The organism is Rhizobium sp. 01T444 (assembly GCF_056398305.1).
The window spans coordinates 104,221-128,695 of record NZ_JBFTPD010000019.1; the positions used below are offsets into that span (position 1 = coordinate 104,221).

27 protein-coding genes are annotated in these 24,475 nt (G+C 60.8%); 14 read left to right on the forward strand and 13 right to left on the reverse strand.

All coding sequences use genetic code 11. The features are described 5' to 3' along the window. Positions 1–21 precede the first annotated feature (21 nt). Positions 22–465, reverse strand: a complete 444-nt coding sequence (locus AC1DTN_RS23985) for a c-type cytochrome (protein WP_439014369.1) — start codon at positions 463–465, stop codon at positions 22–24. 134 nt (positions 466–599) lie between these two features. Further along, positions 600–1,235, reverse strand: a complete 636-nt coding sequence (locus tag AC1DTN_RS23990; protein WP_439014368.1) for a LysE family translocator — start codon at positions 1,233–1,235, stop codon at positions 600–602. A 127-nt stretch (positions 1,236–1,362) separates the two neighbouring features. On the opposite strand from AC1DTN_RS23990, the gene AC1DTN_RS23995 reads away from it, so the two are divergent. Further along, complete coding sequence (locus AC1DTN_RS23995; protein ID WP_439014367.1) at positions 1,363–2,064, forward strand: helix-turn-helix transcriptional regulator; 702 nt, start codon at positions 1,363–1,365, stop codon at positions 2,062–2,064. A gap of 33 nt (positions 2,065–2,097) precedes the next feature. Here AC1DTN_RS23995 and AC1DTN_RS24000 read toward each other — a convergent pair whose 3' ends face one another. After that, the gene (locus AC1DTN_RS24000; protein ID WP_439014366.1) at positions 2,098–2,868 is read right to left on the reverse strand and encodes an SDR family NAD(P)-dependent oxidoreductase; all 771 of its coding nucleotides are present in this window, start codon (positions 2,866–2,868) and stop codon (positions 2,098–2,100) included. Between the two features lie 159 nt (positions 2,869–3,027). Here AC1DTN_RS24000 and AC1DTN_RS24005 point away from each other — a divergent pair, with 159 nt between their 5' ends. After that, the gene (locus AC1DTN_RS24005) at positions 3,028–3,942 is read left to right on the forward strand and encodes an AraC family transcriptional regulator (protein ID WP_439014365.1); all 915 of its coding nucleotides are present in this window, start codon (positions 3,028–3,030) and stop codon (positions 3,940–3,942) included. Here the strand turns inward: AC1DTN_RS24005 and AC1DTN_RS24010 are convergent. Then, on the reverse strand, positions 3,939–4,784 hold the full coding sequence (locus AC1DTN_RS24010) for a metallophosphoesterase (RefSeq protein WP_439017181.1): 846 nt from the start codon (positions 4,782–4,784) through the stop codon (positions 3,939–3,941). The two genes, AC1DTN_RS24005 and AC1DTN_RS24010, sit on opposite strands and share 4 nt — an antisense overlap. 135 nt (positions 4,785–4,919) lie before the next feature. On the opposite strand from AC1DTN_RS24010, the gene AC1DTN_RS24015 reads away from it, so the two are divergent. Then, positions 4,920–5,357, forward strand: a complete 438-nt coding sequence (locus AC1DTN_RS24015; protein WP_439014364.1) for an NUDIX domain-containing protein — start codon at positions 4,920–4,922, stop codon at positions 5,355–5,357. Between the two features lie 73 nt (positions 5,358–5,430). Here the strand turns inward: AC1DTN_RS24015 and AC1DTN_RS24020 are convergent, their stop codons facing one another. The 4 genes from AC1DTN_RS24020 to AC1DTN_RS24035 form a co-directional block, all read right to left on the reverse strand. Continuing rightward, positions 5,431–5,652, reverse strand: a complete 222-nt coding sequence (locus AC1DTN_RS24020) for a hypothetical protein (RefSeq protein WP_310378027.1) — start codon at positions 5,650–5,652, stop codon at positions 5,431–5,433. 41 nt (positions 5,653–5,693) lie between these two features. Beyond that, positions 5,694–6,104: an SRPBCC family protein gene (locus AC1DTN_RS24025; RefSeq protein ID WP_439014363.1), complete on the reverse strand. Its 411-nt coding sequence runs from the start codon at positions 6,102–6,104 to the stop codon at positions 5,694–5,696. After that, positions 6,101–6,424, reverse strand: a complete 324-nt coding sequence (locus AC1DTN_RS24030) for an ArsR/SmtB family transcription factor (protein WP_310378030.1) — start codon at positions 6,422–6,424, stop codon at positions 6,101–6,103. The genes AC1DTN_RS24025 and AC1DTN_RS24030 overlap by 4 nt, the downstream gene beginning before the upstream one ends. Before the next feature lie 159 nt (positions 6,425–6,583). Further along, positions 6,584–7,186: a superoxide dismutase gene (locus AC1DTN_RS24035; RefSeq protein ID WP_007827154.1), complete on the reverse strand. Its 603-nt coding sequence runs from the start codon at positions 7,184–7,186 to the stop codon at positions 6,584–6,586. A gap of 503 nt (positions 7,187–7,689) precedes the next feature. On the opposite strand from AC1DTN_RS24035, the gene AC1DTN_RS24040 reads away from it, so the two are divergent. From AC1DTN_RS24040 to AC1DTN_RS24050, 3 genes are all read left to right on the forward strand, one after another. Continuing rightward, entirely contained in the window at positions 7,690–9,231 is a 1,542-nt protein-coding gene (locus tag AC1DTN_RS24040; RefSeq protein ID WP_439014362.1) for a coiled-coil domain-containing protein, read from the forward strand. A gap of 135 nt (positions 9,232–9,366) precedes the next feature. Next, positions 9,367–10,035 carry a class I SAM-dependent methyltransferase gene (locus tag AC1DTN_RS24045; RefSeq protein ID WP_439014361.1) on the forward strand — a complete coding sequence of 223 codons (669 nt, stop codon included), beginning with the start codon at positions 9,367–9,369 and terminating at the stop codon, positions 10,033–10,035. 164 nt (positions 10,036–10,199) lie between these two features. Then, positions 10,200–10,931, forward strand: coding sequence for a sulfite exporter TauE/SafE family protein (locus AC1DTN_RS24050; RefSeq protein ID WP_439014360.1), 732 nt, complete (start codon positions 10,200–10,202; stop codon positions 10,929–10,931). Here the strand turns inward: AC1DTN_RS24050 and AC1DTN_RS24055 are convergent. After that, positions 10,928–11,275, reverse strand: coding sequence for a nuclear transport factor 2 family protein (locus tag AC1DTN_RS24055; RefSeq protein WP_439014359.1), 348 nt, complete (start codon positions 11,273–11,275; stop codon positions 10,928–10,930). The two genes, AC1DTN_RS24050 and AC1DTN_RS24055, sit on opposite strands and share 4 nt — an antisense overlap. Before the next feature lie 193 nt (positions 11,276–11,468). On the opposite strand from AC1DTN_RS24055, the gene AC1DTN_RS24060 reads away from it, so the two are divergent. Next, a complete protein-coding gene (locus AC1DTN_RS24060; protein ID WP_439014358.1) occupies positions 11,469–12,698 on the forward strand; it encodes an MFS transporter in 1,230 nt (409 codons plus the stop codon). A 3-nt stretch (positions 12,699–12,701) separates the two neighbouring features. On the opposite strand, the gene AC1DTN_RS24065 is transcribed toward AC1DTN_RS24060, so the two are convergent. Further along, positions 12,702–13,310 (reverse strand): TetR/AcrR family transcriptional regulator, encoded by a 609-nt coding sequence (locus tag AC1DTN_RS24065; RefSeq protein ID WP_439014357.1) that lies wholly within the window; start codon positions 13,308–13,310, stop codon positions 12,702–12,704. 110 nt (positions 13,311–13,420) lie between these two features. Here AC1DTN_RS24065 and AC1DTN_RS24070 point away from each other — a divergent pair, with 110 nt between their 5' ends. Together AC1DTN_RS24070 and AC1DTN_RS24075 are read left to right on the forward strand one after the other, a co-directional pair. Further along, positions 13,421–14,104, forward strand: coding sequence for a glutathione binding-like protein (locus AC1DTN_RS24070; protein WP_439014356.1), 684 nt, complete (start codon positions 13,421–13,423; stop codon positions 14,102–14,104). 153 nt (positions 14,105–14,257) lie between these two features. Continuing rightward, positions 14,258–15,223, forward strand: a complete 966-nt coding sequence (locus AC1DTN_RS24075) for an NADP-dependent oxidoreductase (protein ID WP_477922927.1) — start codon at positions 14,258–14,260, stop codon at positions 15,221–15,223. Positions 15,224–15,273: 50 nt separating this feature from the next. Here AC1DTN_RS24075 and AC1DTN_RS24080 read toward each other — a convergent pair whose 3' ends face one another. After that, on the reverse strand, positions 15,274–16,176 hold the full coding sequence (locus AC1DTN_RS24080; RefSeq protein ID WP_439014354.1) for a LysR family transcriptional regulator: 903 nt from the start codon (positions 16,174–16,176) through the stop codon (positions 15,274–15,276). Positions 16,177–16,313: 137 nt separating this feature from the next. Between AC1DTN_RS24080 and AC1DTN_RS24085 the strand changes: the two genes are divergently transcribed. The 3 genes from AC1DTN_RS24085 (at position 16,314) to AC1DTN_RS24095 (ending at position 20,460) form a co-directional block, all read left to right on the forward strand. Next, positions 16,314–17,531 carry an HlyD family secretion protein gene (locus tag AC1DTN_RS24085; RefSeq protein WP_439014353.1) on the forward strand — a complete coding sequence of 406 codons (1,218 nt, stop codon included), beginning with the start codon at positions 16,314–16,316 and terminating at the stop codon, positions 17,529–17,531. A gap of 77 nt (positions 17,532–17,608) precedes the next feature. Further along, positions 17,609–19,231 carry an MDR family MFS transporter gene (locus AC1DTN_RS24090; protein ID WP_439014352.1) on the forward strand — a complete coding sequence of 541 codons (1,623 nt, stop codon included), beginning with the start codon at positions 17,609–17,611 and terminating at the stop codon, positions 19,229–19,231. Positions 19,232–19,278: 47 nt separating this feature from the next. After that, on the forward strand, positions 19,279–20,460 hold the full coding sequence (locus tag AC1DTN_RS24095; RefSeq protein WP_439017180.1) for an adenylate/guanylate cyclase domain-containing protein: 1,182 nt from the start codon (positions 19,279–19,281) through the stop codon (positions 20,458–20,460). Between the two features lie 12 nt (positions 20,461–20,472). Here the strand turns inward: AC1DTN_RS24095 and AC1DTN_RS24100 are convergent, their stop codons facing one another. Further along, on the reverse strand, positions 20,473–21,360 hold the full coding sequence (locus tag AC1DTN_RS24100; RefSeq protein ID WP_439014351.1) for a branched-chain amino acid aminotransferase: 888 nt from the start codon (positions 21,358–21,360) through the stop codon (positions 20,473–20,475). A 250-nt stretch (positions 21,361–21,610) separates the two neighbouring features. Here AC1DTN_RS24100 and AC1DTN_RS24105 point away from each other — a divergent pair, with 250 nt between their 5' ends. Together AC1DTN_RS24105 and AC1DTN_RS24110 are read left to right on the forward strand one after the other, a co-directional pair. Next, positions 21,611–22,651: a zinc-dependent alcohol dehydrogenase family protein gene (locus AC1DTN_RS24105; protein ID WP_439014350.1), complete on the forward strand. Its 1,041-nt coding sequence runs from the start codon at positions 21,611–21,613 to the stop codon at positions 22,649–22,651. Between the two features lie 105 nt (positions 22,652–22,756). After that, positions 22,757–23,671 carry an adenylate/guanylate cyclase domain-containing protein gene (locus tag AC1DTN_RS24110; RefSeq protein WP_439014349.1) on the forward strand — a complete coding sequence of 305 codons (915 nt, stop codon included), beginning with the start codon at positions 22,757–22,759 and terminating at the stop codon, positions 23,669–23,671. Between the two features lie 3 nt (positions 23,672–23,674). On the opposite strand, the gene tetR is transcribed toward AC1DTN_RS24110, so the two are convergent. After that, positions 23,675–24,286: a tetracycline resistance transcriptional repressor TetR gene (gene tetR / locus AC1DTN_RS24115; RefSeq protein WP_477922929.1), complete on the reverse strand. Its 612-nt coding sequence runs from the start codon at positions 24,284–24,286 to the stop codon at positions 23,675–23,677. Positions 24,287–24,475: the final 189 nt, after the last annotated feature.

Sequence of the window (24,475 nt, forward strand, 5' to 3'; positions counted from 1 at the left end):
ATACGGGAATAGCTCTATCGCCTAGTCCTTCTTGATGCGATAGAGCTGATGACAGCCACCGCAATTGCCGCCGAGCGTGTTCAGCGCAGCGCCGACGCCGGCGGCATCAGCCGGAAGCTGGGCGAGCACGGTTTCGGCGTCGGCAGACAGCTTCGCGGCGCGTGCCTTGAAGTCATCCATGTTTTCCCAGATCTTCGGGCTTGCTTCCTCGTCGCCCGTCTCGGTGCCCGGCTTGAACTGGTCCGGGAAGGCCTTCGCCGTGGTGGCGATCGTCGTCAGCGCCGTCTTCACGGCATCCGCATCATACGGCTTGGTGCCCTTGGCGATGGCGGACAGCGCGCCTGCTGCGCCACCGATCTGCTTCATCATTCCAATACGTGCGTCATGCGTGCCGTCGACGGCCATGGCCGAACCGAGGGCAATGCCGGCGAACGCAACAGCCGCCGCAACTGTTTTCCAATTCATGATTCTCTCTCCATTGTTCCACCGGCGAAGCCGGTCGAGGGCAATTTGCACCGGGATCATGACAAAATCCATGTGCTCGCATAGTCACGTTTAGCCGGATCCTCATAAAAACAATGTGATAAAAATAGGCAAGATCAGGCTGTCTTCCACCCTTGCCAGAGGCTGATCGCGGAGATGACGACCAGCAGCAGGCCGGCGAGACGGCCGATGACGGCAGTCGTCTTCGGGTTGGAAACCAGGAGATCGCGGCTGCGGCCGGCCGTCATCGCGAGCGTTCCGTAGACGGCGAGCTGCGTGAGCACGGTCATGATGCCCATTATCAACCCCTGCAGCCAGATCGGCCCATATTCCGGCTTTATGAATTGCGGATAGACGGCGAGCACGAAGATATAGGCCTTGGGATTGACGAGGCAGGTGACCGCGCCCTGCCGGAACGCCTTCCAGGTGGAACGCGCCGTGCCGGGGCCGACCGCCTCGACCTTGATCGAGCTGCGCATCAGCGAAATGCCAATCCAGATCATATAGGCGACGCCGGCAAAGAGCAGCACGTTGAAGGTCTGCGGCAGCATGGCGACGAGAATGCCGACGCCCGCCGCACCATAGGCCGAATGCACGGCCCCGCCGAGCATGATGCCGCTGGTGGCGGCCAGCCCGCGCTTGGTGCCGCCGGTCAGCGAGTTGGCGAGCACGAAGAGCATGTCCATGCCGGGCACGATGATGATGCCGAAGAGAAGGGTGAAGTAGAGCCAGAGGCTTTCGTGGTAATTCATGTCAGTTGTCCATCCTGTATTTTCGTGCGATTTTTCAGGAAATTCATCAATTTCAATCCGATAGATGGCTCTATACGGGAAGCCAACTGACAGTGTATTGTCAGGAGCGTTGGAGAAAGGGCGACAAATGCGCAAGGCCTCCAGGCTTTTCGAGATCATCCAGATATTGCGGCTGGCGAAGAAGCCGATGACCGCAGCCGTCATGGCCGAGAGGCTGGAGGTGACGGTGCGCTCGATCTACCGCGACATCGCTGCGCTACAGGCGATGCGCGTGCCGATCGAGGGCGGGCGCGGCATTGGCTATATCATGCGGCCGGGCTTCGATCTGCCGCCTTTGATGTTTTCGATCGAAGAGACGGAAGCGATCGTGCTGTCCCTGGCGCTCCTGGAGCGCACCGGCGACGAAGAGCTGAAGCTTGCCGCCCGGCGCGTCAACCAGAAGCTTGCCGGCGCAGTACCCGCACCGCTGCGCCAGGCGATGGAGAACAAGGCGCTGTTTGCCTGGGGCACGGTCGCCCAGGCGCCTGCAGGCGTCGACCTTGCCATTGTGCGCCGTGCGATCCGCGACGAACGCAAACTCACGCTCAACTATCGCGACGAAATGGGACGCACGACCGAGCGGATGATCCGCCCGATCGCGCTGATCTATTATTCCCAAACCGCCAATATCGTTGCCTGGTGCGAACTCAGGCAAGCGATCCGCAATTTCCGCGGCGACCGGGTGGAGGCCTGTGCCGAAGCCGACGTCTTCTTCAAGGGTGAAGGCGACGGTCTGCGCGCGCTGTGGACCGAGAGCTGGACGGAAAAGCCGCTGGCGGCCAATGCGTGAGCCAAGCCCGCCAACCCTCCATCCAGCAAGAACTCAGAGCGCCATGCCGCCGGAGACCTCGATGCGCTGGGCGTTGACCCAGCGGTTGGCTTCCGTCAGCAGCGAGGCGATCATGGGGCCGATATCATCGGGCACGCCGGCACGGCCAAGTGCCGTCATCGAAGCGACCCTGCGGTTGATTTCCGGATTATCGCGCACCATGCCGCCGCTGAAATCGGTGGCGATGGCGCCGGGTGCGACCGTGTTGACGGCGATGCCGCGGGCGCCGAGTTCGTTGGCCATGTAGCGCGTCAGCACCTCGACGGCGCCCTTGAGCGAGCCGTAGGCCGAGGAACCCGGCACGGCGACGCGGGCAAGGCCGCTGGAAAGATTGACGATGCGGCCGCCGTCGGCGATTACGGGCAGGAGCTTCTGGGTCAGGAAGAAGACGCCCTTGAAATGGATGTTGTAGAGCCTGTCCATTTCCTCTTCGGTCGTCTCCAGGATCGAGGCATGGTAGCTGGTTCCGGCATTGTTGACGAGAAAGTTGAAGTGCTCGCGGCCCCAGCCCTTCAGCACCGAGCGGACATTGTCCACGAAAGCATCGAAGGTGGCGACATTGCCGGTATCGAGCTGCAGGGCGGCGGCCTTGCGGCCGAGCGCTTCGATCTCGGCGACGACCTTGTCGGCCTCGGCGCGGTTGGAATTATAGGTGAAGATCACGTCGACGCCATCACGGACGAGGCTGACGACGGTGTTGCGGCCGAGGCCGCGGCTGCCGCCGGTGACGATTGCGATTTTCGAATTCGTGTTCTGATCGGTCATCTCAGTTACTCCTTGTTCGGATGACTGGAATCTAGGTCCTGACACCCCTTTTCTTGAATGCCGAAAGCCTCGAACTTCTTGCCTATTCCTCCAGATAGGTTGTCGCCTCCGGTCTACGGAGTAGGATAGCGGGCAAAGGCCGCTACCCGGAGAATGACGATGTCCAATGAAATCAAGACTGTACTCAACCAGTACATGGACAGCCACGGTGGCGGCGACGGGCTGTTTGCAACTGCCCTGCCCGGCTTCTACCTGATGCGTTCTTCCACGCTGACCATGCCAAAGCCTGCGATCTACCGGCCGGCGCTCTGCATCATCATCGATGGTGCCAAGCAGATCATGTTCGGAGAACGGCTCTATACCTATACAGCCATGCAGGCGCTGGTTATCAGCGTGGAAATGCCTGCCTTCGGCCAGGTGATCGAGGCAAGCGTGGAACGGCCGATGATCGCGCTGACGCTGGAACTCGATGTCACCATTCTGCGCGAGGTTCTGGAGGCGATGGAAACTCCGCCGAAGCCTTCGGGTGAGGGCGGTCCCGGCGTTTTCGTGCAGCATTTCGGGGCAGAGCTGCAGGATTGCATCCTGCGGCTGATGCGCATGCTCAACACACCGAAATCTATCCCGATCCTGCGACAGGCGATCCTGCGCGAGATCAGCTTCTGGCTGCTGTCCGGCGAGAATGGCAGCGAGGTCTGCAAGCTGGCGCTGCCCGGCAGCCAGACGCGGCGTGTGGCAGATGCCATTCACCTGCTGCGCGACAATTTCACGGCGCCGGTGCGCGTGGAGCAGCTGGCGGCGGCAGCAAGGATGAGCCCCTCCTCCTTTCACCAGCATTTCAAGATGCTGACCTCTATGAGCCCCCTGCAATATCAGAAACAGTTGCGGCTTTTGGAAGCGCGGCGGCTCATGGTGGCCGATGGCATTAATGCCGCCAATGCCGCCTATCAGGTGGGCTATGAAAGCGCCTCGCAGTTCAGCCGCGAATATTCGCGCATGTTCGGCACGCCGCCGAAGAAGGACGCGCAGGAGCACCGGGCACAGCCAGCGGCGATCGCAACGGAAGTGGCTTAGTAGTTGAGCGTGCGGCTATCCTCGCGGCCGAAACCGCGGATCTCCATCCGGTTCTCGTAGACATGGACGATGGCGAAGGTGTTTTCGCTCTCGGTATCGACCACGCCCTTGAAATTGACGAAGTGGCAGCCACCGACTTTGCCGTAATTGCCGACATGGTTATGGCCGTTGAGATAGGCGACGACGTTTTCCTGCGAGGACAGAAGCTCGACGATGCGCTGCCGGTCCCACATGTCATGCTCGCAGGGCGGATGGACGGGGAAGTGATTCATGACGATCACCTTCTCGCCCGCCGCTTTCGCTGCTTCGATCTCACCAGCCAGCCAGGCGAACTGTTCGTCGCTCAGCGATGCGTTCCACTCATGGGCGTTGTCGGCGCCGGCTGCCAGCAGAGCCGCCAGACGCTCGCGGCCAAGCGCACGGTGGGGATGGCCTTCCGGCGGCGCGAAGGTGCTGACCTCATTGCCGTTGAGTACGATGAAGCGGAAACCGTGGCGCTGGAAGCTGTAATAGGGCGCCGGCATGCCGACCCGTCCCGCGACCTTTTCCAGATGCTCAGAAGCCACGCCAAAATCGTGATTGCCGAGCAGGAAGAACGCTTCGTGATACAGCGTGTCATAGACCGGCAGGATATCGTCGAAGCTCTTGAAATCGCGGTCGATGATATCGCCGAGCGTCATGACGAAGCTCAGCTCCTCGCCATTGAAGGTCTCGATCGCGGCACCGACCTTGGCGAGGCTGTTGGCGTAATAGCGCCCCATCTCGACCTGCGGTTCGAATGCGGCATATTGCGGATCGGCGATGATGCCGAAGCGGAAAAGGGGAAGATCGGCGGAAGACATGCGGCGTGATGTAGAGGCGGCGGATGACAGCGATGTGACGGGCCAGCCGCGGTCTTGGGAGCCCCGCCAATACCGCTCTTGCATCGGTCGTCCGGCCCATACAACATGGGTCTTATCCTCTGAGGAGCATTCCAGATGACATCCTACATAAGGGAGCTTCGCGGCCTGATCGGAAACCGCTTGCTGATCCTGCCTTCGATTGCTGCTGTGATCCACGATCCCCGTGGCAATCTGCTCTTACAGGAAAAAGCTTCGGGAGAGGGATGGAGCTTGCCTGCCGGCGCAATTGAACCAGGGGAGACCCCGGAAGAAGCCGTCATTCGTGAGGTCATGGAAGAGACTGGCCTTGCAGTGACCCCTACCAACATCCTCGGCGTTTTTGGAGGTAGAGATTTTCGCTACACCTATCCAAACGGCGATCAGGTCGAATATGTCGTCACGCTATTTAAATGTCGGGTCATCGAAGATCGCGGCGGGTGGACAGATACTGAGACAAGATCACTCGAATATTTTGCACGAAACGAAATGCCCTCGCTTGCGCTGCCTTACCCTTTATCGACGCTGTTTTCGTAGGCATTTCGGCAACGCAAGATGAGGTATTTACGCAGGAATGGGGACAAACCCTTTTACGGGTAGCTGCGATTCCTTACCTTGCGGCCGACGCCTGTTCCCGGCGACCGGCAAAGTAGGGCAAGGCAAACATGTAGAGGCCGCTGAACAATAGCAGAAAGAGTGGTGGTAGCGGCGAGTAAACCACAAAGGCAGGCGGAGCGCCCACCGCCATGGTGGCGAAATTGGCAATGACAGTCACCGTGAAGATGATGGACAGCCAACGGTGAAGCTGGCGGATCGCCTTGTTCCAATTCATTATTCTTCCTCCTCAAACAATCAGACGCCGTGCGTCATGCTTCAGTCGGCGCGCGCCAGCACCTGTTCCAGATTTTCGAAGAAACGCTGCCAGCCGAACTTGGCGCCCTGGTAGGCCTGTTCCTGATCCGGACGGAAGCCGGCTTGTTCCATGCGCAGATGCGTGCCTGATTCGACAGGTGTCAGTGTCCAGGTAACGGTGCTTTCGAGACCGTAGGCATCCCAGGTATAGGCGAGCGTTCGGTTCGGCTCGATTTCCAGTACCCGGCAATCGACGGAGCCCCACTCGGCGGTCAGTTTGAAGCTGTGATCGCGCACGGGCTTGAAGTCGTTCTTCATCAGCCATTCCTGGATCAGATGCGGTTGGGTGAGCGCACGCCAGATCTTTTCCGGCGGGAACGCGATTTCCCGCTCGACGATGACGGAGCGGATTTCAGTTGCGGTGTCGTTCATTGGTCCATCCTTTTGAGCAAATCTTCCAAAGCGTCGAACCGGCTCTCCCAGAAGCCGGCCATCTCCGTCGTCCAGTCGGCGAGCGGAGCAAGCGCGCGGATTTCGGCGCTGTAATGCGTCTGACGACCTTCATGGCGGTCGCGCACGAGGCCGGCGTTTTTGAGCACCGCCAGATGTTTCGAAACAACCGGCTGAGACACACCCGCGTGAGTCGTCAGAGCGCCAACCGTCTTCTCGCCCTGACGGCACAGGCGCTCGAAGATGCCCCGACGGGTCGGATCGGAAAGCGCCCTGAACAGCGCATCTTGAGCATTCGACATTTGAATTCATACCCGATTGGCTATGGATCGATCTATAGCCAATCGGGTATGAATGAGTCAAGCCATCCTTGGCGGATAGATTGCAGGAGAATAGAAGCAGAAACGAAAACACCCGGCGCTTGCGGCGCCGGGTGCTGAAAATCAGATGCTCGGAAGTGCTTACTTCGTCGCCGCTTCGTAGCGCTCCAGGACGTAGTCCCAGTTGATCAGGCTGTCGATGAAGGCTTCGAGGTACTTCGGACGCAGGTTGCGGTAGTCGATGTAGTAGGAGTGTTCCCAGACGTCGACGCCGAGGATCGGGGTGGCGCCGTGAACGAGCGGGTTTTCGCCGTTCGGGGTCTTGGAAATTTCGAGCTTGCCGTTCTTGACGGAAACCCAGGCCCAGCCGGAGCCGAACTGGGTGGCGCCGGCAGCGGCGAAATCGGCCTTGAACTTGTCATAGCCGCCGAGGTCGGAATTGAAGGCAGCTTCGAGCTTGCCCGGCAGCTTGTTGCCGCCGCCGCCCTTCTTCATCCACTTCCAGAAATGGATGTGGTTGTAGTGCTGCGCAGCATTGTTGAACAGGCCGGCATTGGTGCCGAAGGACTTCTTGACGACCTCTTCCAGGGAGAGATCGGCAAGGCCGGCTTCCGCTGCGAGCTTGTTGCCGTTGTCGACGTATGCCTTGTGGTGCTTGTCGTGGTGGAACTCCAGCGTCTCCTTCGACATGAAGGGAGCAAGGGCTTCGTAGTCATAGGGAAGTTCAGGCAATTCGAAAGCCATATCAGATCTCCTCTTGGCAATAGATTGCGTCATCGGCAGGTGAGGCGGAACATAGGAGGGGAAGCATTGAGAGGCAACCGGCGAATTATCAAAAAACAACCGCTTCGAGGAAAAATTGCCTCTCGTCACGGGCTTTCTCCACACGCATAAATCACCCGGAGATGTCGCGCTTTCAGGGATATGAAGCAGCGTGACGACAAGACGGGAACTGCCATGCAAAGGAATAAAATCCCTCTCCTTGCGGCGCTCACATTCCCGTAATCGCCCCTGGAAGATGAGGCACGCTCGGGTCCGGCAGCCGCGCTTAGGGGCGGCGGCCGTTATTTCAATAAAAAACTGTTAATTTCTTTTGGGCGCTTTTGACAGGCGATGAATAGCGCGTCTTAGATGCAATCCAGGGCTATCAAAGAGCGTTAGCGCAACCTTTGATAGGAATAGCTTAATTAGCATTGCATAAATCATTTCAGGGACTTCTGACATCAACTTCGGGGCGTGTGATGGTCATGAGCTTTTTTCGTCGTAATGAAGAACCCGTCAAGCCGGGTTTGAGAGTATCCAGCCATCGCCAGATGTTGTCCGTCACCGAACAGACGGGTCTCGTGGACAAACCGCCGGTGCAGTACAGCGTTTCGGAAGTCGATGATTTCCAGGCTTTCGGCACGGCAATCGAGGAAAACAAGCAATCTTCCGAGGAGCTGCTCGTTAGCCTGACGTCGCTGCAGGAGCGGGTTTCCTCGCTGCTCGGTGCGCACAGTCACTCGCTCAACGAAACGGGCGCTCTGAGGGCCGAATGTTCGCGTTTGAGCTCGCTCCTCGACTATGAGAGCAATGCGCGGCGCAAGGCTGACCAGGAAAACCAGCGCCTGACGGCCGACAACAAGGAGCTGAAGCTCGACGGCAGCCAGCTTCGCGTCGAGGCCGGCACTTACCGCGAAGAACTGGTGAAGCTGCAGGGCGTGCATGAGCTGACGCGGGAAGAATTCACCGTCGTCGAGGCGCGGTTGATCGATGCCGAGCGCGAGATCCGCGACCGGGCGCTGCAATTCGACGAGGTTTCCTCACAGCTTCGCCGCACGCAGCAGGATCATGATGCGCGCAGCCGCGAACTGGCGAGCACCCGCGAGAAGCTGGAACTGGAAACCACGGCCCATCAGCTGCTCGTTGAAAGCTCGCGCCGCGAAAACAGCATCCAGCTTCGCGAAATCGCCCGTCTCAACGAAGAGCGCAGCCACCTCAAGACCAATCTTTCCGAGCATGAGGCGCTGACACGCGGCCTGCAGTCCTCCGTCGCCAACCTGAAGCAGGATCTGGTCGCTTCCGAGGAACGCTATCGCCGCCTGGAAACCGAATTCGAGACGCTGGAAACCTCCTCGACGCTCGAAATCGCAAACCTGCGCACCAGGCACGAGGCGATCGGTTCGAAGTCAGAGCTTGTCGAGAAGCTGCTGTCGACCGCCAACGGCCGCAACAAGATGACGGACGAGGAACTGCAGTCGACCCGTGCGGAACTGAAGCGTACGAAGGGCGAACTCGCCACGGCGCTGGCACGCCTGGAGCGGATGACCGACGAGCTCAACCGCGTTCGTCTCAACGGCACGGAAAGCGAAGCCGCCCGCCGCGAGCTCGCTGCCCACAGCAACGATCTGGTGATGAAGCTGCGCGAGGCCGAAGGCCAGCGCAGCAAGCGCGACCGCGAGATCGAAGCTTTCAAGCACGATCTCGACACGCGCCTCGATACCGACCGCTATGAAATCAGCCAGCTGCGGACGAGCCTTGAAATCGCCAAGTCGGAAATCCGCCAGCTCCGCGCCGAACGCGCGATCCTCAGCGGCCAGCTCGAAGTGGCGCGCGGCGATCGGCCGAGCCTCGCAGACGCCCTGCCCGTCGAAGAGCCCGTGAAGGAAGATGTCCGCATGCCGACCGCTACCTTCGCGCCGATGATCGACATTTCCAACAAGTCGCTGCGCGGCAATGGCGTGGTCGCCGGCTCGGTCAGTGACGAACTCGCGGCCATCGAAACCAATCTGCGCACGCCGGCGGAATGATCGAAGCGCTCTTCGGCGGGAAGAAAATTTTCCGCCGAAGGCGAAAGCAGCACATCTGACAACTCCTCTGTCGTGTCGCCGGAACCGGAGCCTGCCTTTACGAGTTTGAAGGCAGGGTCTGGAGGAGGCGCTCTCATGGGACAAGTTCAAAATCGGGGACAAGTTCAAAATCAGGCGGAAGACCAGCAGAAGATCTATCAGCGCTGGGCACCGGTCTATGATCAGGTCTATCGCGGTCTCCTGCGCGACGGGCATCGCACGCTGGCGCGGCTTGCCGCTGACGCCGGTACGGACATTCTGGAAATAGGCGTCGGCACCGGGCTGGTGCTCTCCCACTACCCTCGGCGATCCCGGGTGACGGGCATCGACATTTCCGAGCATATGATCGCCAGGGCGCGGGAAAAGGTCGTAAGACAGAAGCTCTTCCATATCCGGCAATTGCAGGTGATGGACGCGCACGCGCTGACCTTCGAAGACCAGTCTTTCGATGCTGTCTGCCTGCCTTTCGTCATCACGCTCATCCCCGAGCCGGAACGGGCGCTCGATGAATGCGCCCGTGTTCTGCGGCCAGGTGGCGAAATCATTCTGGCCAGCAAGCTCGGCGACGGCGCCGGCCTGCAGGGCGCGATCGAGGAGGCCGTGGCGCCGCTTGCCCGGCGCATCGGCTGGAGCTCCTCCTTCCGGATCAGCCGGATCATCGACTGGGCGCGAGCGAGCGGTTTCGATGCCATTGAAATATTGCCGGTTTTCCCGAAGGGCTTCTTCAAGGTCATCCGCCTCAAACGGAGCGCTCTTGACGCTTGAAACGGAACTTTTTTCACCCTCAAAGCGTGTCGCGATCTTTCAGATTCGCTGCCACGCTTTAGGTCTTTGTTCTCTGCATGTCGTAATCGCAAAGCCGCTGCACAGCTTTGCGCGACATGCGTTAGGCGTGTTTTCAGTCGAGCTTTTGCTCACCAGGGATCTTCATGACCACGGATTTCTTCCTATTCATCATCGTCGGTTTCTGCGCTCAGATCGTCGATGGCGCGCTCGGCATGGCCTTCGGCGTGCTCTCGACGACCAGCCTGCTGGCGCTCGGCGTGCCGGTCGCCAATGCCAGCGCGATGACGCATGTGACGGAGATGTTCACGACGGCCGCATCGGGCATTTCCCATGCCTGGCACCGCAATGTCGACTGGAAGCTCGTGGCGCGGCTCGCACCCGCCGGCATGATCGGCGGGGCGGCCGGCGCCTTTCTGCTTGCCAATGTCGATGGCAAGGTCATTGAGCCCTTCGTTTCGGCCTATCTGATCGCCATCGGTCTCGTGATCCTCTGGAAAGCCTTCCACCCGATGCCGAAGCGCGATGTCCGCGACTGGATGGTGCCGCCCGTCGGACTTTGCGGCGGCGTGCTGGATGCGATCGGCGGCGGCGGATGGGGACCGATCGTCACCAGCTCGCTTGTCGGCCGCGGCCACGATCCGAAGCGGGTGATCGGCTCGACCAATTTCACCGAATTCGCGGTGACGCTGATCATCTCGATTACCTTCGTGCTGACGCTTGGCTGGTCGGAACTCGGCTCAGCGGTTGGCCTTATCATCGGCGGCGTGATCGCCGCGCCCTTCGGAGCGATCCTCGTCAAGCGGCTACCGGTGAAACCGCTGATGATTGCGGTTTCGATCATCATCATCACGACATCGGCGATACGGTTTTTCTAAGCGGTGTTGCGGCCGAAATAGACATCGACGGATGCTATGCGGTCGCGATCGAAGCGGAAGCTTTCGATATTGCGGAAGGCTTTGCCATCAGTCATTTCGGCCCGGTAGCGGACGACGGCCTCATCGCCACGGACCGCCAGGAACTCGATATCGAAGGCGTTCAGCTGCGGCTCGTTCGGCCAACAGCGCGCGAAATAAGTTGCGCGGTCGATATGATTATCCTGCGGGCTGGAAAAGGTGAAGTTCTCCGTCAGCATAGCGCCGACGATATCCTTCCGGCGATCCAGATAGGCTGCATAGAGCGCGCGCAGCATCTGCGCACGGCTTTCGTCCCTGTGATCCATGATTGTTCCTCCCTTGTAATTCTGATTGCATATTGCAATCAGTTAGAGGCAAAATCGTGGCTTTCGATGCGTTTTTCCTGATGACGGCAGGTCGGATCGGCCGGAATCCGTCCTTGGCAGCCCTCAGGGCGGTGCGTAAAGTGAGGATCGCTTCATCTTGGCCACGGCCAGACTGTACCGAAGAAGATCCGCAATGACCGACACTCAATGGGACGCCGCAAAGGTGGCGCCTGGCTCCGCCTACTGGAAACGCAATCTTGTCATCTCGCTGCTTGGCTCGTTCACGACCATCGTGGCGATGACGCTGCTGCTTCCTTTCCTTCCGCTTTACGTGGAGGAGCTTGGCGTGAGTGATCATGCGGCGATCGTACAGTGGTCGGGCATTGCCTATGGCGCGACCTTCTTTGCCGCCGCCTGCGTGGCGCCGCTCTGGGGCCGGCTGGGCGACATCTACGGTCGCAAGCTGATGCTGGTGCGCGCCAGCCTCGGCATGACCATCGCCATCTCGCTGATGGGCATGGCCGGCAGCGTCTGGCAGCTGGTGGCGCTGCGCCTCTTCGTCGGCCTGGCGGGCGGTTACGCCTCCGGCTCGATGGTGCTGGTGGCGACACAGACGCCAAAGGACCGCTCCGCCTGGGCGCTCGGCGTGCTCTCATCCGGCATCATGGCCGGCAATCTCGTCGGCCCGCTGATCGGTGGGGCGCTGCCGCCCATCATCGGCATCCGCGGCACGTTTCTCGCAGCCGGCGGCATGATCTTCTTCGCCTTCCTCGCCACCACCTTCCTCATCAAGGAGGAGAAATCGGCGGCCCGCAAACAGGCGGCCAAGGCATCCGGCGGCTGGAAATCCATTCCCGACAAGGGGCCGGTGGTCGCCATGCTTGCGACCGGGCTGCTGCTGATGCTCGCCAATATGTCGATCGAGCCGATCATCACCGTCTATGTGGCGCAACTGGTGCCCGATCAGGGTCAGGTGACGATGGTGGCCGGCATCGTCATGTCGGCGGCGGCGCTCGGCAGCATTCTGTCGGCCTCGCGGCTCGGCAAGCTTGCCGACCGGATCGGCCACTGGCCKGTCATTGCCGGCGCGCTCGCGGTTGCCGGACTGCTGCTCATTCCGCAGGCCTTCGTCACCGGCTCCTGGCAGCTGATTGCTCTGCGTTTCCTGATGGGCCTGGCGCTTGGCGGGCTCCTGCCCTGCATTACTGCCGTCATCCGGCATAGTGTGCCCGATAGTGCTGCCGGCAGCATTCTCGGCCTGTCCATCTCCTCGCAATATGTGGGCCAGGTCGCCGGGCCCGTTCTCGGCGGCTTCGTCGGCGGGCATATCGGCATGCCGGCGGTCTTTCTCGGTACCAGCGTCCTCCTGCTCGCGGGCGCGGCCTTCACATGGCTAGTGCGCACCAAGGAAGAGCAGGCCTGAGCCTCAGGCTTTGCCGCAGATCATGTCCACTCCGGACTGTGCCAGGGCCTCGAGCGTTTCGCGGCTATCGCCGGCCCGCGCACGGACTGCAAGCGAATGCATGACGGCGGAAGCGAGCCTTGCAAGCGTGTGAGGATCGCTTCGGTCGGGCAATTCGCCCCGTTCTATCGCGAGCTTCATGCGTTTTTCGATCTCCCCGTCGAAATCGTCGAGGCTGCGGCTCAATATTTCCCGGACCCGCTCATGCTGGATCGCCTCGGCTGTTGCTGTGCCGATGAGGAAGCAGCCACGTGCGGCGGTTTCCCCGTGTAGATAGATGGCCAGCGCACGTTGATAGACACGCGCGAGGTTTTGACGCAGGGGCAGCGATGGGTCGAGCGCATCTGCCAGCACGTCCATGCTTTCGGCGCGGTAGCCCTCAAGGGTATCGAGATAGAGATCTTCCTTATCGCCGAAGGCACCATAGAGGCTCGGGCGGTTGAGCTGGGTAGCGGCGCTCAGTGTGTCCAGCGACGTGCCGGCAAAACCGCGATCCCAGAACACCTCCCTCGCCTTTTCCAATGTCACCTTCGCATCGAAGGCCCTCGGGCGGCCGCGCTTCTTCTCGTTCATTTTGTACCATTTCGCATAAAATAATTGACCACAGGAATTTTATGCGAAATAGTACAAATGTCCAACGAATTGATGCAGGCGGTTTCACGCTGCCGCAGAAGGAGGAACCTATGAAACTCTATATGCACGCGGCCGCCTGTTCGCTTTCGCCGCATATCGTCTGCCGGGAACTGGATATCGATATCGAGCTCATCACGGTCGATCGAAAGACGCATCGCACCAGCAACGGCGAGGACTATCTCGCCATCAACGGCAACGGCTATGTGCCGGCGCTGATGCTCGACGATGGCAAGGTGCTGATGGAGGGGCCGGCGATCGTGCAGCTTCTTGCCGATAGCGCGCCTGAGGGCAGAAGGATGCTGCCCGAGATCGGCGACTTTGGCCGCAATCAGGTGCAATCCCTGCTGAATTTCATCACGTCGGAACTGCACAAGCCGATGGCAATGCTCTTCAATGCCGATTACGCCACCGCACATGAGGCGATGCGCACGGTCGTGAACAAACGCCTCGACTGGATCAATGGACGCCTTGCCGGTCCCTATCTCACCGGCGAGAATTTCACGGTCGCGGATGCCTATCTCTTCGTCTGCCTCAACTGGTCGCCTTGGATCGAAATCGATCTCGATCGTTTTCCCGCCCTTCCTGCCTTCATGAAGCGTGTCGCAGCCCGCCCGGCCGTGCGGGCGGCGTTGAGCGAGGAAGGGCTGATGGCCTTCAATGCCCGCGGCAACTTCTTTGCGCCCATCGCCTATATCCAGTCTGCCGGATATGTCGGCTCGCCGGTCCGGCCGTGATAAAATGTCGGTCCGGCAGAACGCGCGGCCGGACCGGATTATCCTCTGATGCTTGATAATCGTTCCCGAACAGCAGGGATTATCGAAAGTCTTCGATGGCGGCATCTTCACTCCATCGAAACCGGAGAGCCGGTTCACACGAAGGAGCAGAAGATGACCACGATTACCGAGAGCGAGACAAAGACGACCATGAAAGCCTACAGGGTTCATGCATTCGGACCGCCGGAAGCCATCATTGCCGAGGATGTCGAGATCCCCGCGCCCGGCAAGGATGAGGTTCTGATCAAGGTGCATGCGGCCGGGGTCGGTCCCTGGGATGGCTGGATCCGTTCGGGCAACAGCGCCCTGCCCCAGCCGCTACCGCTGACGCTCGGCTCTGATCTCTCGGGCACGGTGGAAGCGGTCGGCGAAGGTGTCACCCATGTAGCCCGCGGCGATGCGGTCTACGGTGTCACCAATCCGCGCTTCATCGGCGCCTATGCCGAATATGCGATTGCCGCAGCCGGCATGATTGGCGTGAAGCCGGCAAGCATCGGCCATGTCGAAGCCGCCTCGATCCCCGTCATCGCGGTGACCGCAAAGCAGGCGCTGTTCGACCACGCTAGGCTGACGGCTGGACAGACGGTGCTCATTCATGGCGCGGCGGGCAATGTCGGCGCCTATGCGGTGCAGTTCGCCCACAAGGCCGGGCTGAAGGTGATCGCCACGGCAAGCGGAAGCGATATCGAGACCGTCAAGCGACTCGGCGCCGATGTCGCCGTCGACTTCCGCAGCCAGCGTTTCGAGGACTTTGCCCATGAGGTCGATGCCGTCATCGATCTTGTCGGCGGGGAGACGCAGACACGCTCCTTTGCTGTGCTGAAGCGCGGCGGCAAGCTTGTTTCCGCCGTTTCGCAGCCGGATCAGGACCTAGCTAAAACGCAGGGCATCGAAGCTTTCTTCTTCCTCGTCAATGTCACGACCAAGGAGCTCCGCGAAATCACCGCGATGGTCGATGCCGGTCAGCTCGAAACCAATGTCGGCGATATGCTGCCGCTCGATGCGGCGATCGCGGCGCATGAGATGCTGGAAGGCAAACGCCCGCATAGCAAGGGCAAGATCGTGCTGAAAGTCATCTGACAAGGACCGTAAGGGCGCCCGGTGAGATAAACAGTCCCGCCGGACGCTTTTCATGCCATCCATTTTCGGTGTTCGGCGAAACGGTCCACCAGCATGTCGAGGAACAGCCGCACCTTAGTCGGCAAGTGGCTGCGGTTCGGATAAACGGCGTTGATATGGATCTCGACGCCGCGATAATCCGGCATCATTCGCACCAGGCGGCCGGCCTCCAGATCCTCGAAGACGACGAAGCTTGGTGCGAGGAAGATGCCCTGCCCGTTCAGCACCAGATAACGCAGGGTCTCGGCGCTGTTGGAGATGATGCTGCCGCCCACCTTGACGCTTTCCGGCTGTCCCTCGGTACCCTCGAAACGCCATTCCTCGCCAAAGGGATAGTAGGCATACTGCAGGCAATTGTGCCCGGCGACCTCCGCCGGTGTCGTCGGCATGGCGTGGGTCTTCAGATAGTCCGGCGAGCAGACGAGGAAATGCCGCCAGGGCGTCAGCTTGCGCGCAACGAGGCTCGAATCCGGTGATGGCGTCGTGCGGATCACCAGATCATACCCGTCTTCGATCATATCCACCGATCGCTCGCCGATGTTGAAATCGATCTGAACCGCCGGATAGAGCGTCATGAACTCATTGATGACCGGCAGCAGGAAGCGGACGATGGCGCTGCTCGTATAGAATCTCAGCGTGCCGCGCGGCGTCGAACTCAAGGCCCCGGCAGCCCGGTCCGCCTCTTCCAGATCGGCCAGGATCTGCGACGAGCGCTCATAATAATATTTGCCGGTTTCGGTCAGGCTGACCTTGCGCGTGGTGCGGTTCAATAGCCGTACGCCGAGGCGATCTTCCAATGATTGCACATGGTTGCCCACCATGGTGACGGACATGTTGAGGCGCCGCGCGGCAGCGGAAAAACCGCCGCATTCCACCACCCGACCGAAGACTGTGAGGCTGGTCAGCCGATCCATATTATTCCTCGATTATCCGCTGAGAGTTGATGATCCTTCCCGAAAACAGCAGATTATCAGAAAGCATGTCCGGGTCCATCTTCCGCTCATCGAACAGGGCTTCGCACTGATGAAGCCGAGACGAATGGAGAAGGACAATGGTCGAACTGCCCCGCAACGAAGTTTTCAAGAACGTCCAGCAGGCCGGAACCGCCCCCACCGCAGAAGCTGCAGCACCGGCTGCAGAAGCGATGGCTGCAGCCGCCGCCGCGGTCGTAGAGACCCCTGGGAAGACCGGCCGCAAGCTCATCAAGCGCGCCGTCATCGCCGCAGCGCTGCTTGCTGGTGTCGCCTTCGCCGGCGATTTCGGCTACCGCTACTGGACAGTCGGCCGCTTCATCGAATCCACCGATGATGCCTATGTGAAGGCAGATTATACGACCGTTGCCCCGAAGGTCGCCGGCTATATCAGGCAGGTCCTCGTCAATGACAATGACACCGTCAAGGCCGGGCAGGTTCTCGCCCGCATCGACGACCGCGATTTCCAGGCCGCCCTCTCACAGGCCAAGGCCGATGTGAAGGCTGCTGAGGCCGCCGTCACCAATCTCGATGCGCAGATCTCGCTGCAGCAGTCGATCATTGCGCAGGCCCGCGCAACGCTCGATGCATCGCAGGCCTCGCTGACCTTCGCCCAGTCCGATGCCAACCGCGCCAGCCGGCTGATCACCAACGGCGCCGGCACGCAATCCCGTGCAGAACAGAGCCAGTCGCTGAAGGATCAGGCCGCCGCTGCTGTCGAGCGCGATAAGGCGGCACTCGTTGCCGCCGAGAACAAGGTGCCGGTGCTGCAGACGCAGCGCGAGCAACTGCTCGCCCAGCGCGACCGCGCTGCTGCCGCCGCCGGCCAGGCCGAACTGAACCTCTCCTATACGGATATAGTCGCTGCCGTTGACGGCACGGTCGGCGCCCGCTCGATCCGCGTCGGCCAGTATGTCACCTCAGGCACCCAGCTGATGGCGGTCGTGCCGCTGCATGCGGTCTATGTCGTCGCCAACTTCAAGGAAACGCAGCTGACCTTCGTTCGCCCCGGCCAGACGGTGGAGATCAAGGTCGACAGCTTCCCGGATGTTGCCATCAAGGGCCATGTCGATAGCGTCTCGCCGGCCAGCGGTCTCGAATTCTCGCTGTTGCCGCCCGACAATGCCACCGGCAACTTCACCAAGATCGTCCAACGCATCCCGGTCAAGATCGTCATCGATGACGAACGCCTTGCGGGCCTGCTGCGCTCGGGCATGTCTGTTATCCCCGATATCGATACCAAGGCCGCTCAGACCTCCGCGGCCGCGGAGGAAGGATTATCCACTCCTGCTGGATGATCCTTCCATCCCTTTCTCAATTATCACCCGAAAAGCGTCATGAGACAGTTTTCCGCAGAGCCGGAAGGAGATAAGTCATGGCTACGCTTCAGATCGCCGCAAACAGCAATTCGGTCGCGCGCCCCGCCGCAGCGACGGTCCCCGCTGTCAAACCCGCCATGAGCCCGCTTCGCATGTGGACCGCCGTCGTCGGCTCCACACTCGGCGCCTTCATGGCGATCCTCAACATCCAGATCGTCAATGCTTCGCTGGCCGACATTCAGGGCGCCATCGGCGCCGGCACCGACGATGGCGGCTGGATCTCGACCTCGTATCTCATCGCCGAGATCGTCGTCATTCCGCTCAGCGCATGGCTTGCCCGGGTCTTCTCTGTGCGCAACTACCTGCTGGTCAACGCAGTGCTCTTCCTGGTCTTCTCGGTCGCCTGCGCCTTTGCGGTCAACCTGCAGCAGATGATCATTCTGCGGGCCATCCAGGGCTTTTCCGGTGGCGTGCTGATCCCGATGGCCTTCACCATCATCATCACGCTTCTGCCCAAGCCCAAGCAGCCGATCGGTCTTGCGCTCTTTGCCCTTTCGGCCACCTTCGCGCCGGCGATCGGCCCGACCATCGGCGGCTATTTCACCGAAAACTGGGGCTGGGAATATATCTTCTATATCAACCTCGTGCCCGGCGCGCTGATGGTCGGCATGCTCTGGGCTTCGCTCGATCGTGCACCGATGAATCTCGGCCTGCTCGCCAAGGGCGACTGGCCCGGCATCATCACCATGGCGATCGGTCTTGCCGCACTTCAGACCGTGCTGGAAGAAGGCAATAAGGAAGACTGGTTCGGCTCGGATTTCATCGTCCGCCTCACGATCATTGCCGCCGTCTCGCTAACGCTCTTCCTCATCATCGAGCTGAAAGTCGCCCATCCGCTCTTGAACCTGCGCCTGTTTGCTCGCCGCAACTTCGGCTTCGGCATCCTTGCGAACTTCCTGCTGGGTATCGCGCTCTATGGCTCCGTCTTCGTACTGCCGATCTACCTAACCCGTATCCAGGGCTATAATTCCGAGCAGATCGGCTTGGTGCTTGCCTGGACCGGCATCCCGCAGCTTCTGCTGATCCCGCTGGTGCCGCGCCTGATGAAGCACTTCGATATCCGCCTGCTGATCGTCGTCGGCTTCGTTCTCTTCGCCGCCTCAAACTTCATGAACGTTCATATGACGGGCGACTATGCGAGCGATCAGCTCTTCTGGCCGAATGTCGTGCGTGCCGTCGGTCAGGCCCTCGTCTTCACGCCGCTGTCGGCGATCGCCACCGCAGGTATCGAGCCGGAGAATGCCGGTTCGGCTTCCGCCCTCTTCAACATGATGCGCAATCTCGGCGGCGCCGTCGGTATCGCCTCGCTGCAGACCTTCCTGTCGAAGCGCGAGCAGTTCCACTCGAATATCCTGACCAATTCGGTCTCCGTCTTCGAGGAAGCCACCCGCGATCGCGTCGCAAAGCTCACGGGCTATTTCATGAGCCACGGCGTCAGCGACCAGGCCATTGCCACGCACAAGGCGGTCGTCGCCATCGCACTGAAGCTGCGCAAGCAGGCCAATATCATGGCCTTCAGCGACACTTTCTTCCTGCTCGGCGTCGCCCTCGTCATCGCTCTGCTCGCCTCCCTGCTTCTGAAAAAAACCGGCCAGGTCTCCGGCGGCGGCGCTCACTGAGCGCACCGTCCCAGCGAAGGAGAACACTCGTGAATAACCTGCTCGACATCGACTACGCCGTTGAAACCAGGGCACCGGCCAATAGCCTCAACACGACTGCGGTGCTCGGCCTCATCGAATGGCTGACCGGCGACGAATGTCATGCTCTCGACGAGGTCGGCCTCGTCTCCGGCCTCGGGCGCCGCCTTCGGGCGCTCGGTGTTCCAGTCGATCGGCTGACGCTGCATCTGATGACGTTGCACCCGGAATATATCGGCCGCACCATCGCCTGGGCGCCGGGCGAACCGGTGGAAATCCATGACCGCGAGCATGGCACACGGCTCGCCATTGCCAATACGCCACTGCAAAAGGTTTTCGAAAGCCGTGAAATGCTCGTCGTCGGCCCTGGCCAGAGCCCGCATGGCCGCTGGCAGCATATCGACGTCTTCGCCGGGCGTGGCCTCGTGCAGCTGATGATCGCGCCGCTCTGCAATGCCGACGGTCCAGTCAGTGCCGCCATCTTCGGCACCAAACGGCCGGGCGGCTTCACCGCTTCGGAGATGCAGGTGATCGAACGTATCGTGCCGGCGCTGCGCAATACCAGCGAACTCCGCATTCTGCGCCAGGTCGAGCTCAGCCTGCTCGACACCTATATCGGGCCGCTGACGGCAAGCCGTATCCTTTCCGGCCGCATCCGCCAGGGCGAGATCGAATCCATGCAGGCAGCCCTGCTGCTCTGCGACCTGCGCGGCTTTACCGAACTCTCCAACCGCTTGCCGGGCGAAACCGTGCTCGGGTTGCTGAACGCTTATTTCGACCACGTCATTCCGGCGATCACGCGAGAAGGCGGCGAAGTGCTGAAGTTCATGGGCGATGCGGTGCTCGCCTTCTTCCCCGGCTATGATGCGACCCGAACCTGCAATGCAGCGCTTTCGGCTGCCCGGGCGATTCTCGAGGCGCTGGATGGTTTCAACTATGACGGGATCGGCGCGAAGGCCGGCATCGCGCTGCATCACGGCGAGGTCAGCTACGGCAATATCGGCTCCGGCCGGCGACTGGATTTCACGCTGATCGGCGGGGATGTGAATCTCGTCAGCCGCATTCAGGGCGTGTGCAGTGAGCTTGGGGAGGCCTTGCTGATGTCTCAGGACTTTTTCAATGAGGTGCGCCCTGAGGATGCCGTGTCAGTAGGAAGCCACAGATTAAAAGGCTTCACGGATGGCGTAGAGCTTTATGCGGTGAGACGCTAGGCAGCGGCCACACTACTCCTCATTCCCCCCGCGCCCATAAGCCCAGTTCATGTAGAGCTCCAGCGCCTTGCGGGTAATCGGACCTTCCTGGAAATTGCGGCCGTCGAGCCTGTTGACGCCGACGACCTTCGAATAGTTGCCCGACGTGAAAATCTCGTCGGCGCCCATGAAATCCTCGACAGAAAGTGTCGCCTCGCGCACGTCGAAGCCGGCCTTGCGCAGCAAGCCGATGACGCGCAGCCGCGTGATGCCGGCGAGGAAGGTACGGTTGGCAATCGGTGTGAAGACGACGCCGTCCTTGACCATGAAGACGTTCGAGGAAGCTGTTTCGACCACATTACCGTTCATATCGCGCATCAGCGCATTGTCGAAGCCGCGGCCTCTCGCTTCGGCAATCGCACGGCCGCTGTTCGGATAGAGCGCGCCTGCCTTGGCATCGGTCATTGCGGTTTCCGGCGTGGGGCGGCGGTAGGGCGAGACGGTCAGCGAAGAGCCGCCATGGCCGCCCATCGCGGCTTCGAACAGGCAGAGCGCGAAGCGGGTGGATTCGCCATCAACGGCCACGACACTGCCCGGCGAACCATGCTCGCCCCAATACATCGGCTTGATGTAGATCGGAGTCTTGCCGTCGAATTTCTTCACGCCTTCCCAGGCAAGCGCCTCGATCTCTTCAGCAGTCTTCACCGGCTTCAGGCCCATGGCGACAGCGGAACGGTTGATACGCTGGCAATGCAGGTCGAGATCGGGCGCGATGCCATCGAACCAGCGGGCGCCGTCAAAGACGGTGGAGCCCAGCCACATGGCATGGGAGGTCGGCCCGATCAGCGGCGGGTTGCCGGCAATCCACTCTCCGTCGACATAGGTCCAGGTGGTCGTGCGGGGTGACGTATCGACGGGCATTTGCGGCTCTCCTCATGAAGTCGGCAAAGCAAAATCCTCCCTGTCGGGGGCGGTCAAGCGCAAATTGACGGTTGAAACATCGAAGCAATAAAATGCCCGATAGTGCGCTAGGATTGAAATATTGATGCGTGTGCCATGGTTCTAAAACGATGGGTCCATAAAGGAAAATGATGGAAAGGCGACTGGATGAAAACCCTCGCCGCATGCCATCATGGATGAAGACACGCATATCCCGCCCAGGAGAAGACAGATGAAAGCCATGTATTACGAAGCTTTCGAACAGGCGCCTGATATCCGCACCGTGCCGGACCCGACGCCGACGGAAGACGGTGTGGTCATCAAAGTCGGCGCAACCGGGCTTTGCCGCAGCGACTGGCACGGCTGGATGGGCCATGATCCGGATATCCACCTGCCGCATGTGCCGGGCCACGAGCTTGCCGGCAAGATCGTCGCGACCGGCAGAGGTGTCGTGCGCTTCAAGGTCGGCGACCGTGTGACGGTGCCCTTCGTTTCCGGCTGCGGCCATTGCAGTGAATGCCATTCCGGCAACCAGCAGGTTTGCCCCAACCAGTTCCAGCCGGGCTTCACCCATTGGGGTTCCTTCGCGGAATATGTCGGCATCGACTATGCCGATACCAATCTGGTGCACCTGCCCGAGAGCGTTGATGATGCCACGGCAGCGAGCCTCGGCTGCCGCTTCGCCACCTCCTTCCGCGCGGTTGCCGATCAGGCGCGCACCGGCCCCGGCGAATGGATTGCCGTACATGGCTGCGGCGGCGTCGGGCTTTCGGCGATCATGATCGCGACTGCGCTGGGCGCGAATGCTATTGCCGTCGATATATCCGAGCAGAAGCTTGCCTTTGCACGCGAATGCGGGGCCGTCGCCACGATCAATGCCTCCACGGTCGCCGATGTGGCCGAAGCGGTGCGTGAAATCACCAAGGGTGGCGCGCATGTCTCCATCGACGCACTCGGCCACCCCGTCACCTGCTTCAACTCGATCAAGAACCTGCGCCGGCGCGGCCGGCATGTGCAGGTAGGGCTGATGCTCGGCGAGCATTCCACGCCGCAGATCCCGATGGCGCAGGTGATCGGCCATGAGCTGGAAATCTACGGCAGCCACGGCATGCAGGCTTGGCGCTACGATGCCATGCTTTCGATGCTCGCCGCCGGCAAGATCGCGCCGCAGAAACTGATCGGCCGGCGCATCAGCCTGGCAGAGGCAGTGCCGGCGCTGATGACGCTCGACAAGGCCGAAGGCACGGGCATCAGCGTTATTACGCAATTCTAGGAATGTGGGATGGTAGCCCGCGCTGGAGCGGACTACCGAAACAAGACTGCGATCCCACTTATAGAATAACGAAGCCAGTTCCGGCCGGCGGCGATGGGGGATTTCATGAGCGAGACACAACGCAAGCTGACGACGATCTTTGCAGCCGACGTGCAGGATTATACTCGCTTGATGGGCGCGGATGAGGAAGGCACGCTCGCCATGCTCAAGCATTATCGCGATGCCATGTCCCGCCTCATCGCCTCGCATGGCGGACGCGTAGTCAATACCTGGGGCGACGGATTGCTGGCCGATTTCCCGAGCGTTGTCGAAGCGGTGCGGGCGGCGATCGACGTGCAGAACGAGCTAGCAGGCAAGAATGCAGCGCGGCCCACGGATGGGCGCATGCTCTTCCGCATCGGCATCAATCTCGGCGATGTCATCGTCGAAGGCGAGGATATCTACGGCGATGGCGTCAATATCGCTGCCCGCCTGCAAGCGTCCGCGCCGGCCGGAGGGATCGTGATCTCGAACACGGTCTATGACCAGGTGCGAAACAAGGTGGCTGTCGGGTTCGACTTTCTGGGGGCATTGGAGATGAAGAACGTTGCCGATGCCGTGCCTAGCTATGCCGTGCGCATCGGCGATATCAGCGCGGAGCCGCGGAAGCCGGCAGCCGCTCCCGAACGGCCCGTCGAAATGCCAGCGCCAAGACCGGCCCCGGCGCTGCGCCCGCGCGGCAGGCTGCGCAAGCTCGGCGGCATTCTCGCTCTTATCGGCGCCGTGCTCGTCTTCATCAACATTGCCACTTGGGAAGGCGAGTTCTGGGCCGTCTGGCCGATGCTTGCCTTCGCCTTCGTGACGGCAATGATATGGGTGCGGAGGCAGGATCGGTTCGATCAGCGCGTCGCCGCGTTTGCCGTCATCGGGGTCGGCATCGTCGCCATCAACATGCTGACATGGCAGGGGACATTCTGGGCAATATGGCCGCTGCTGGGGCTTTCGGTCGCCGCCGGCATTCGCTGGGCGATGCGCGACTGAGACTTAGGCGTCCTGCGACAACCGAAGGGCGGCGCCGTCGATCATCATCCTGAGGCCGGCCTCGAAGAAAGCCTCGTGGCCGCGATTGCGATAATGCGTGATCGCCCGGCGCGTCAGCGGGAAATCGGCTGCGGCCGCATCGAGCTTTTCCTGTTCCGGCGGCGGTTCGGCCTGTTCCTCGATGACGCAGCCGACAGTGTAGCGGGCGATGGCGACGAGCAGTTCCATAGCGAATTCCGCTTCCATGCCCGCTTCGACGAGAACGGCGATATGGGCTTCGACATTGGGAAGATCCTGCGGACTGGTTTCCGTGCCGGCATGCACGCGGCCGCCATCGCGATAACTCAAGAGCGTGCGACGGAAATCACGGGCGTTTTCGAGCATGAAATCCCGCCAATTATCAGGCACGACCGGCCAGTCGTGGGTGTGGCCGCGCGCCATGATCTCCTCGGCCATGGCCTCCACCAGCGCCCGCTTGCTTTTGAAATGCCAGTAGAGCGCAGGCTGGCGCACATTCAGCCTATCGGCAAGCATGCGCGTGGAGAGCGCATCGATGCCCACCTCGTTCAAGAGCTTCAGCGCTTCGTTGACGATCTGCGCCCGGTCCACCTTCATCCTGTTTCCATTCGCTGTTGCCATTTCAATTTATCAGCGATAAGGAACTTATCAGTGATAAATTTTCAGATGATCCCATGAAAAAAGCGCTCACAGTCATCTATGCCACCGTGATCCTCGATGCCGCCGGGATTGGCCTCACCTTGCCGATCTTTCCGCGGCTGCTTCAGGATGTCGGCGATACCGATA

Coding starts and splice junctions, on each gene's coding strand:
- AC1DTN_RS23985 (WP_439014369.1), bottom strand. CDS start 465: ATGAATTGGAAAACAGTTGCGGCGGCTGTTGCGTTCGCCGGCATTGCC.
- AC1DTN_RS23990 (WP_439014368.1), bottom strand. CDS start 1,235: ATGAATTACCACGAAAGCCTCTGGCTCTACTTCACCCTTCTCTTCGGC.
- AC1DTN_RS23995 (WP_439014367.1), top strand. CDS start 1,363: ATGCGCAAGGCCTCCAGGCTTTTCGAGATCATCCAGATATTGCGGCTG.
- AC1DTN_RS24000 (WP_439014366.1), bottom strand. CDS start 2,868: ATGACCGATCAGAACACGAATTCGAAAATCGCAATCGTCACCGGCGGC.
- AC1DTN_RS24005 (WP_439014365.1), top strand. CDS start 3,028: ATGTCCAATGAAATCAAGACTGTACTCAACCAGTACATGGACAGCCAC.
- AC1DTN_RS24010 (WP_439017181.1), bottom strand. CDS start 4,784: ATGTCTTCCGCCGATCTTCCCCTTTTCCGCTTCGGCATCATCGCCGAT.
- AC1DTN_RS24015 (WP_439014364.1), top strand. CDS start 4,920: ATGACATCCTACATAAGGGAGCTTCGCGGCCTGATCGGAAACCGCTTG.
- AC1DTN_RS24020 (WP_310378027.1), bottom strand. CDS start 5,652: ATGAATTGGAACAAGGCGATCCGCCAGCTTCACCGTTGGCTGTCCATC.
- AC1DTN_RS24025 (WP_439014363.1), bottom strand. CDS start 6,104: ATGAACGACACCGCAACTGAAATCCGCTCCGTCATCGTCGAGCGGGAA.
- AC1DTN_RS24030 (WP_310378030.1), bottom strand. CDS start 6,424: ATGTCGAATGCTCAAGATGCGCTGTTCAGGGCGCTTTCCGATCCGACC.
- AC1DTN_RS24035 (WP_007827154.1), bottom strand. CDS start 7,186: ATGGCTTTCGAATTGCCTGAACTTCCCTATGACTACGAAGCCCTTGCT.
- AC1DTN_RS24040 (WP_439014362.1), top strand. CDS start 7,690: ATGAGCTTTTTTCGTCGTAATGAAGAACCCGTCAAGCCGGGTTTGAGA.
- AC1DTN_RS24045 (WP_439014361.1), top strand. CDS start 9,367: ATGGGACAAGTTCAAAATCGGGGACAAGTTCAAAATCAGGCGGAAGAC.
- AC1DTN_RS24050 (WP_439014360.1), top strand. CDS start 10,200: ATGACCACGGATTTCTTCCTATTCATCATCGTCGGTTTCTGCGCTCAG.
- AC1DTN_RS24055 (WP_439014359.1), bottom strand. CDS start 11,275: ATGGATCACAGGGACGAAAGCCGTGCGCAGATGCTGCGCGCGCTCTAT.
- AC1DTN_RS24065 (WP_439014357.1), bottom strand. CDS start 13,310: ATGAACGAGAAGAAGCGCGGCCGCCCGAGGGCCTTCGATGCGAAGGTG.
- AC1DTN_RS24070 (WP_439014356.1), top strand. CDS start 13,421: ATGAAACTCTATATGCACGCGGCCGCCTGTTCGCTTTCGCCGCATATC.
- AC1DTN_RS24075 (WP_477922927.1), top strand. CDS start 14,258: ATGACCACGATTACCGAGAGCGAGACAAAGACGACCATGAAAGCCTAC.
- AC1DTN_RS24080 (WP_439014354.1), bottom strand. CDS start 16,176: ATGGATCGGCTGACCAGCCTCACAGTCTTCGGTCGGGTGGTGGAATGC.
- AC1DTN_RS24085 (WP_439014353.1), top strand. CDS start 16,314: ATGGTCGAACTGCCCCGCAACGAAGTTTTCAAGAACGTCCAGCAGGCC.
- AC1DTN_RS24090 (WP_439014352.1), top strand. CDS start 17,609: ATGGCTACGCTTCAGATCGCCGCAAACAGCAATTCGGTCGCGCGCCCC.
- AC1DTN_RS24100 (WP_439014351.1), bottom strand. CDS start 21,360: ATGCCCGTCGATACGTCACCCCGCACGACCACCTGGACCTATGTCGAC.
- AC1DTN_RS24105 (WP_439014350.1), top strand. CDS start 21,611: ATGAAAGCCATGTATTACGAAGCTTTCGAACAGGCGCCTGATATCCGC.
- AC1DTN_RS24110 (WP_439014349.1), top strand. CDS start 22,757: ATGAGCGAGACACAACGCAAGCTGACGACGATCTTTGCAGCCGACGTG.
- tetR (WP_477922929.1), bottom strand. CDS start 24,286: ATGAAGGTGGACCGGGCGCAGATCGTCAACGAAGCGCTGAAGCTCTTG.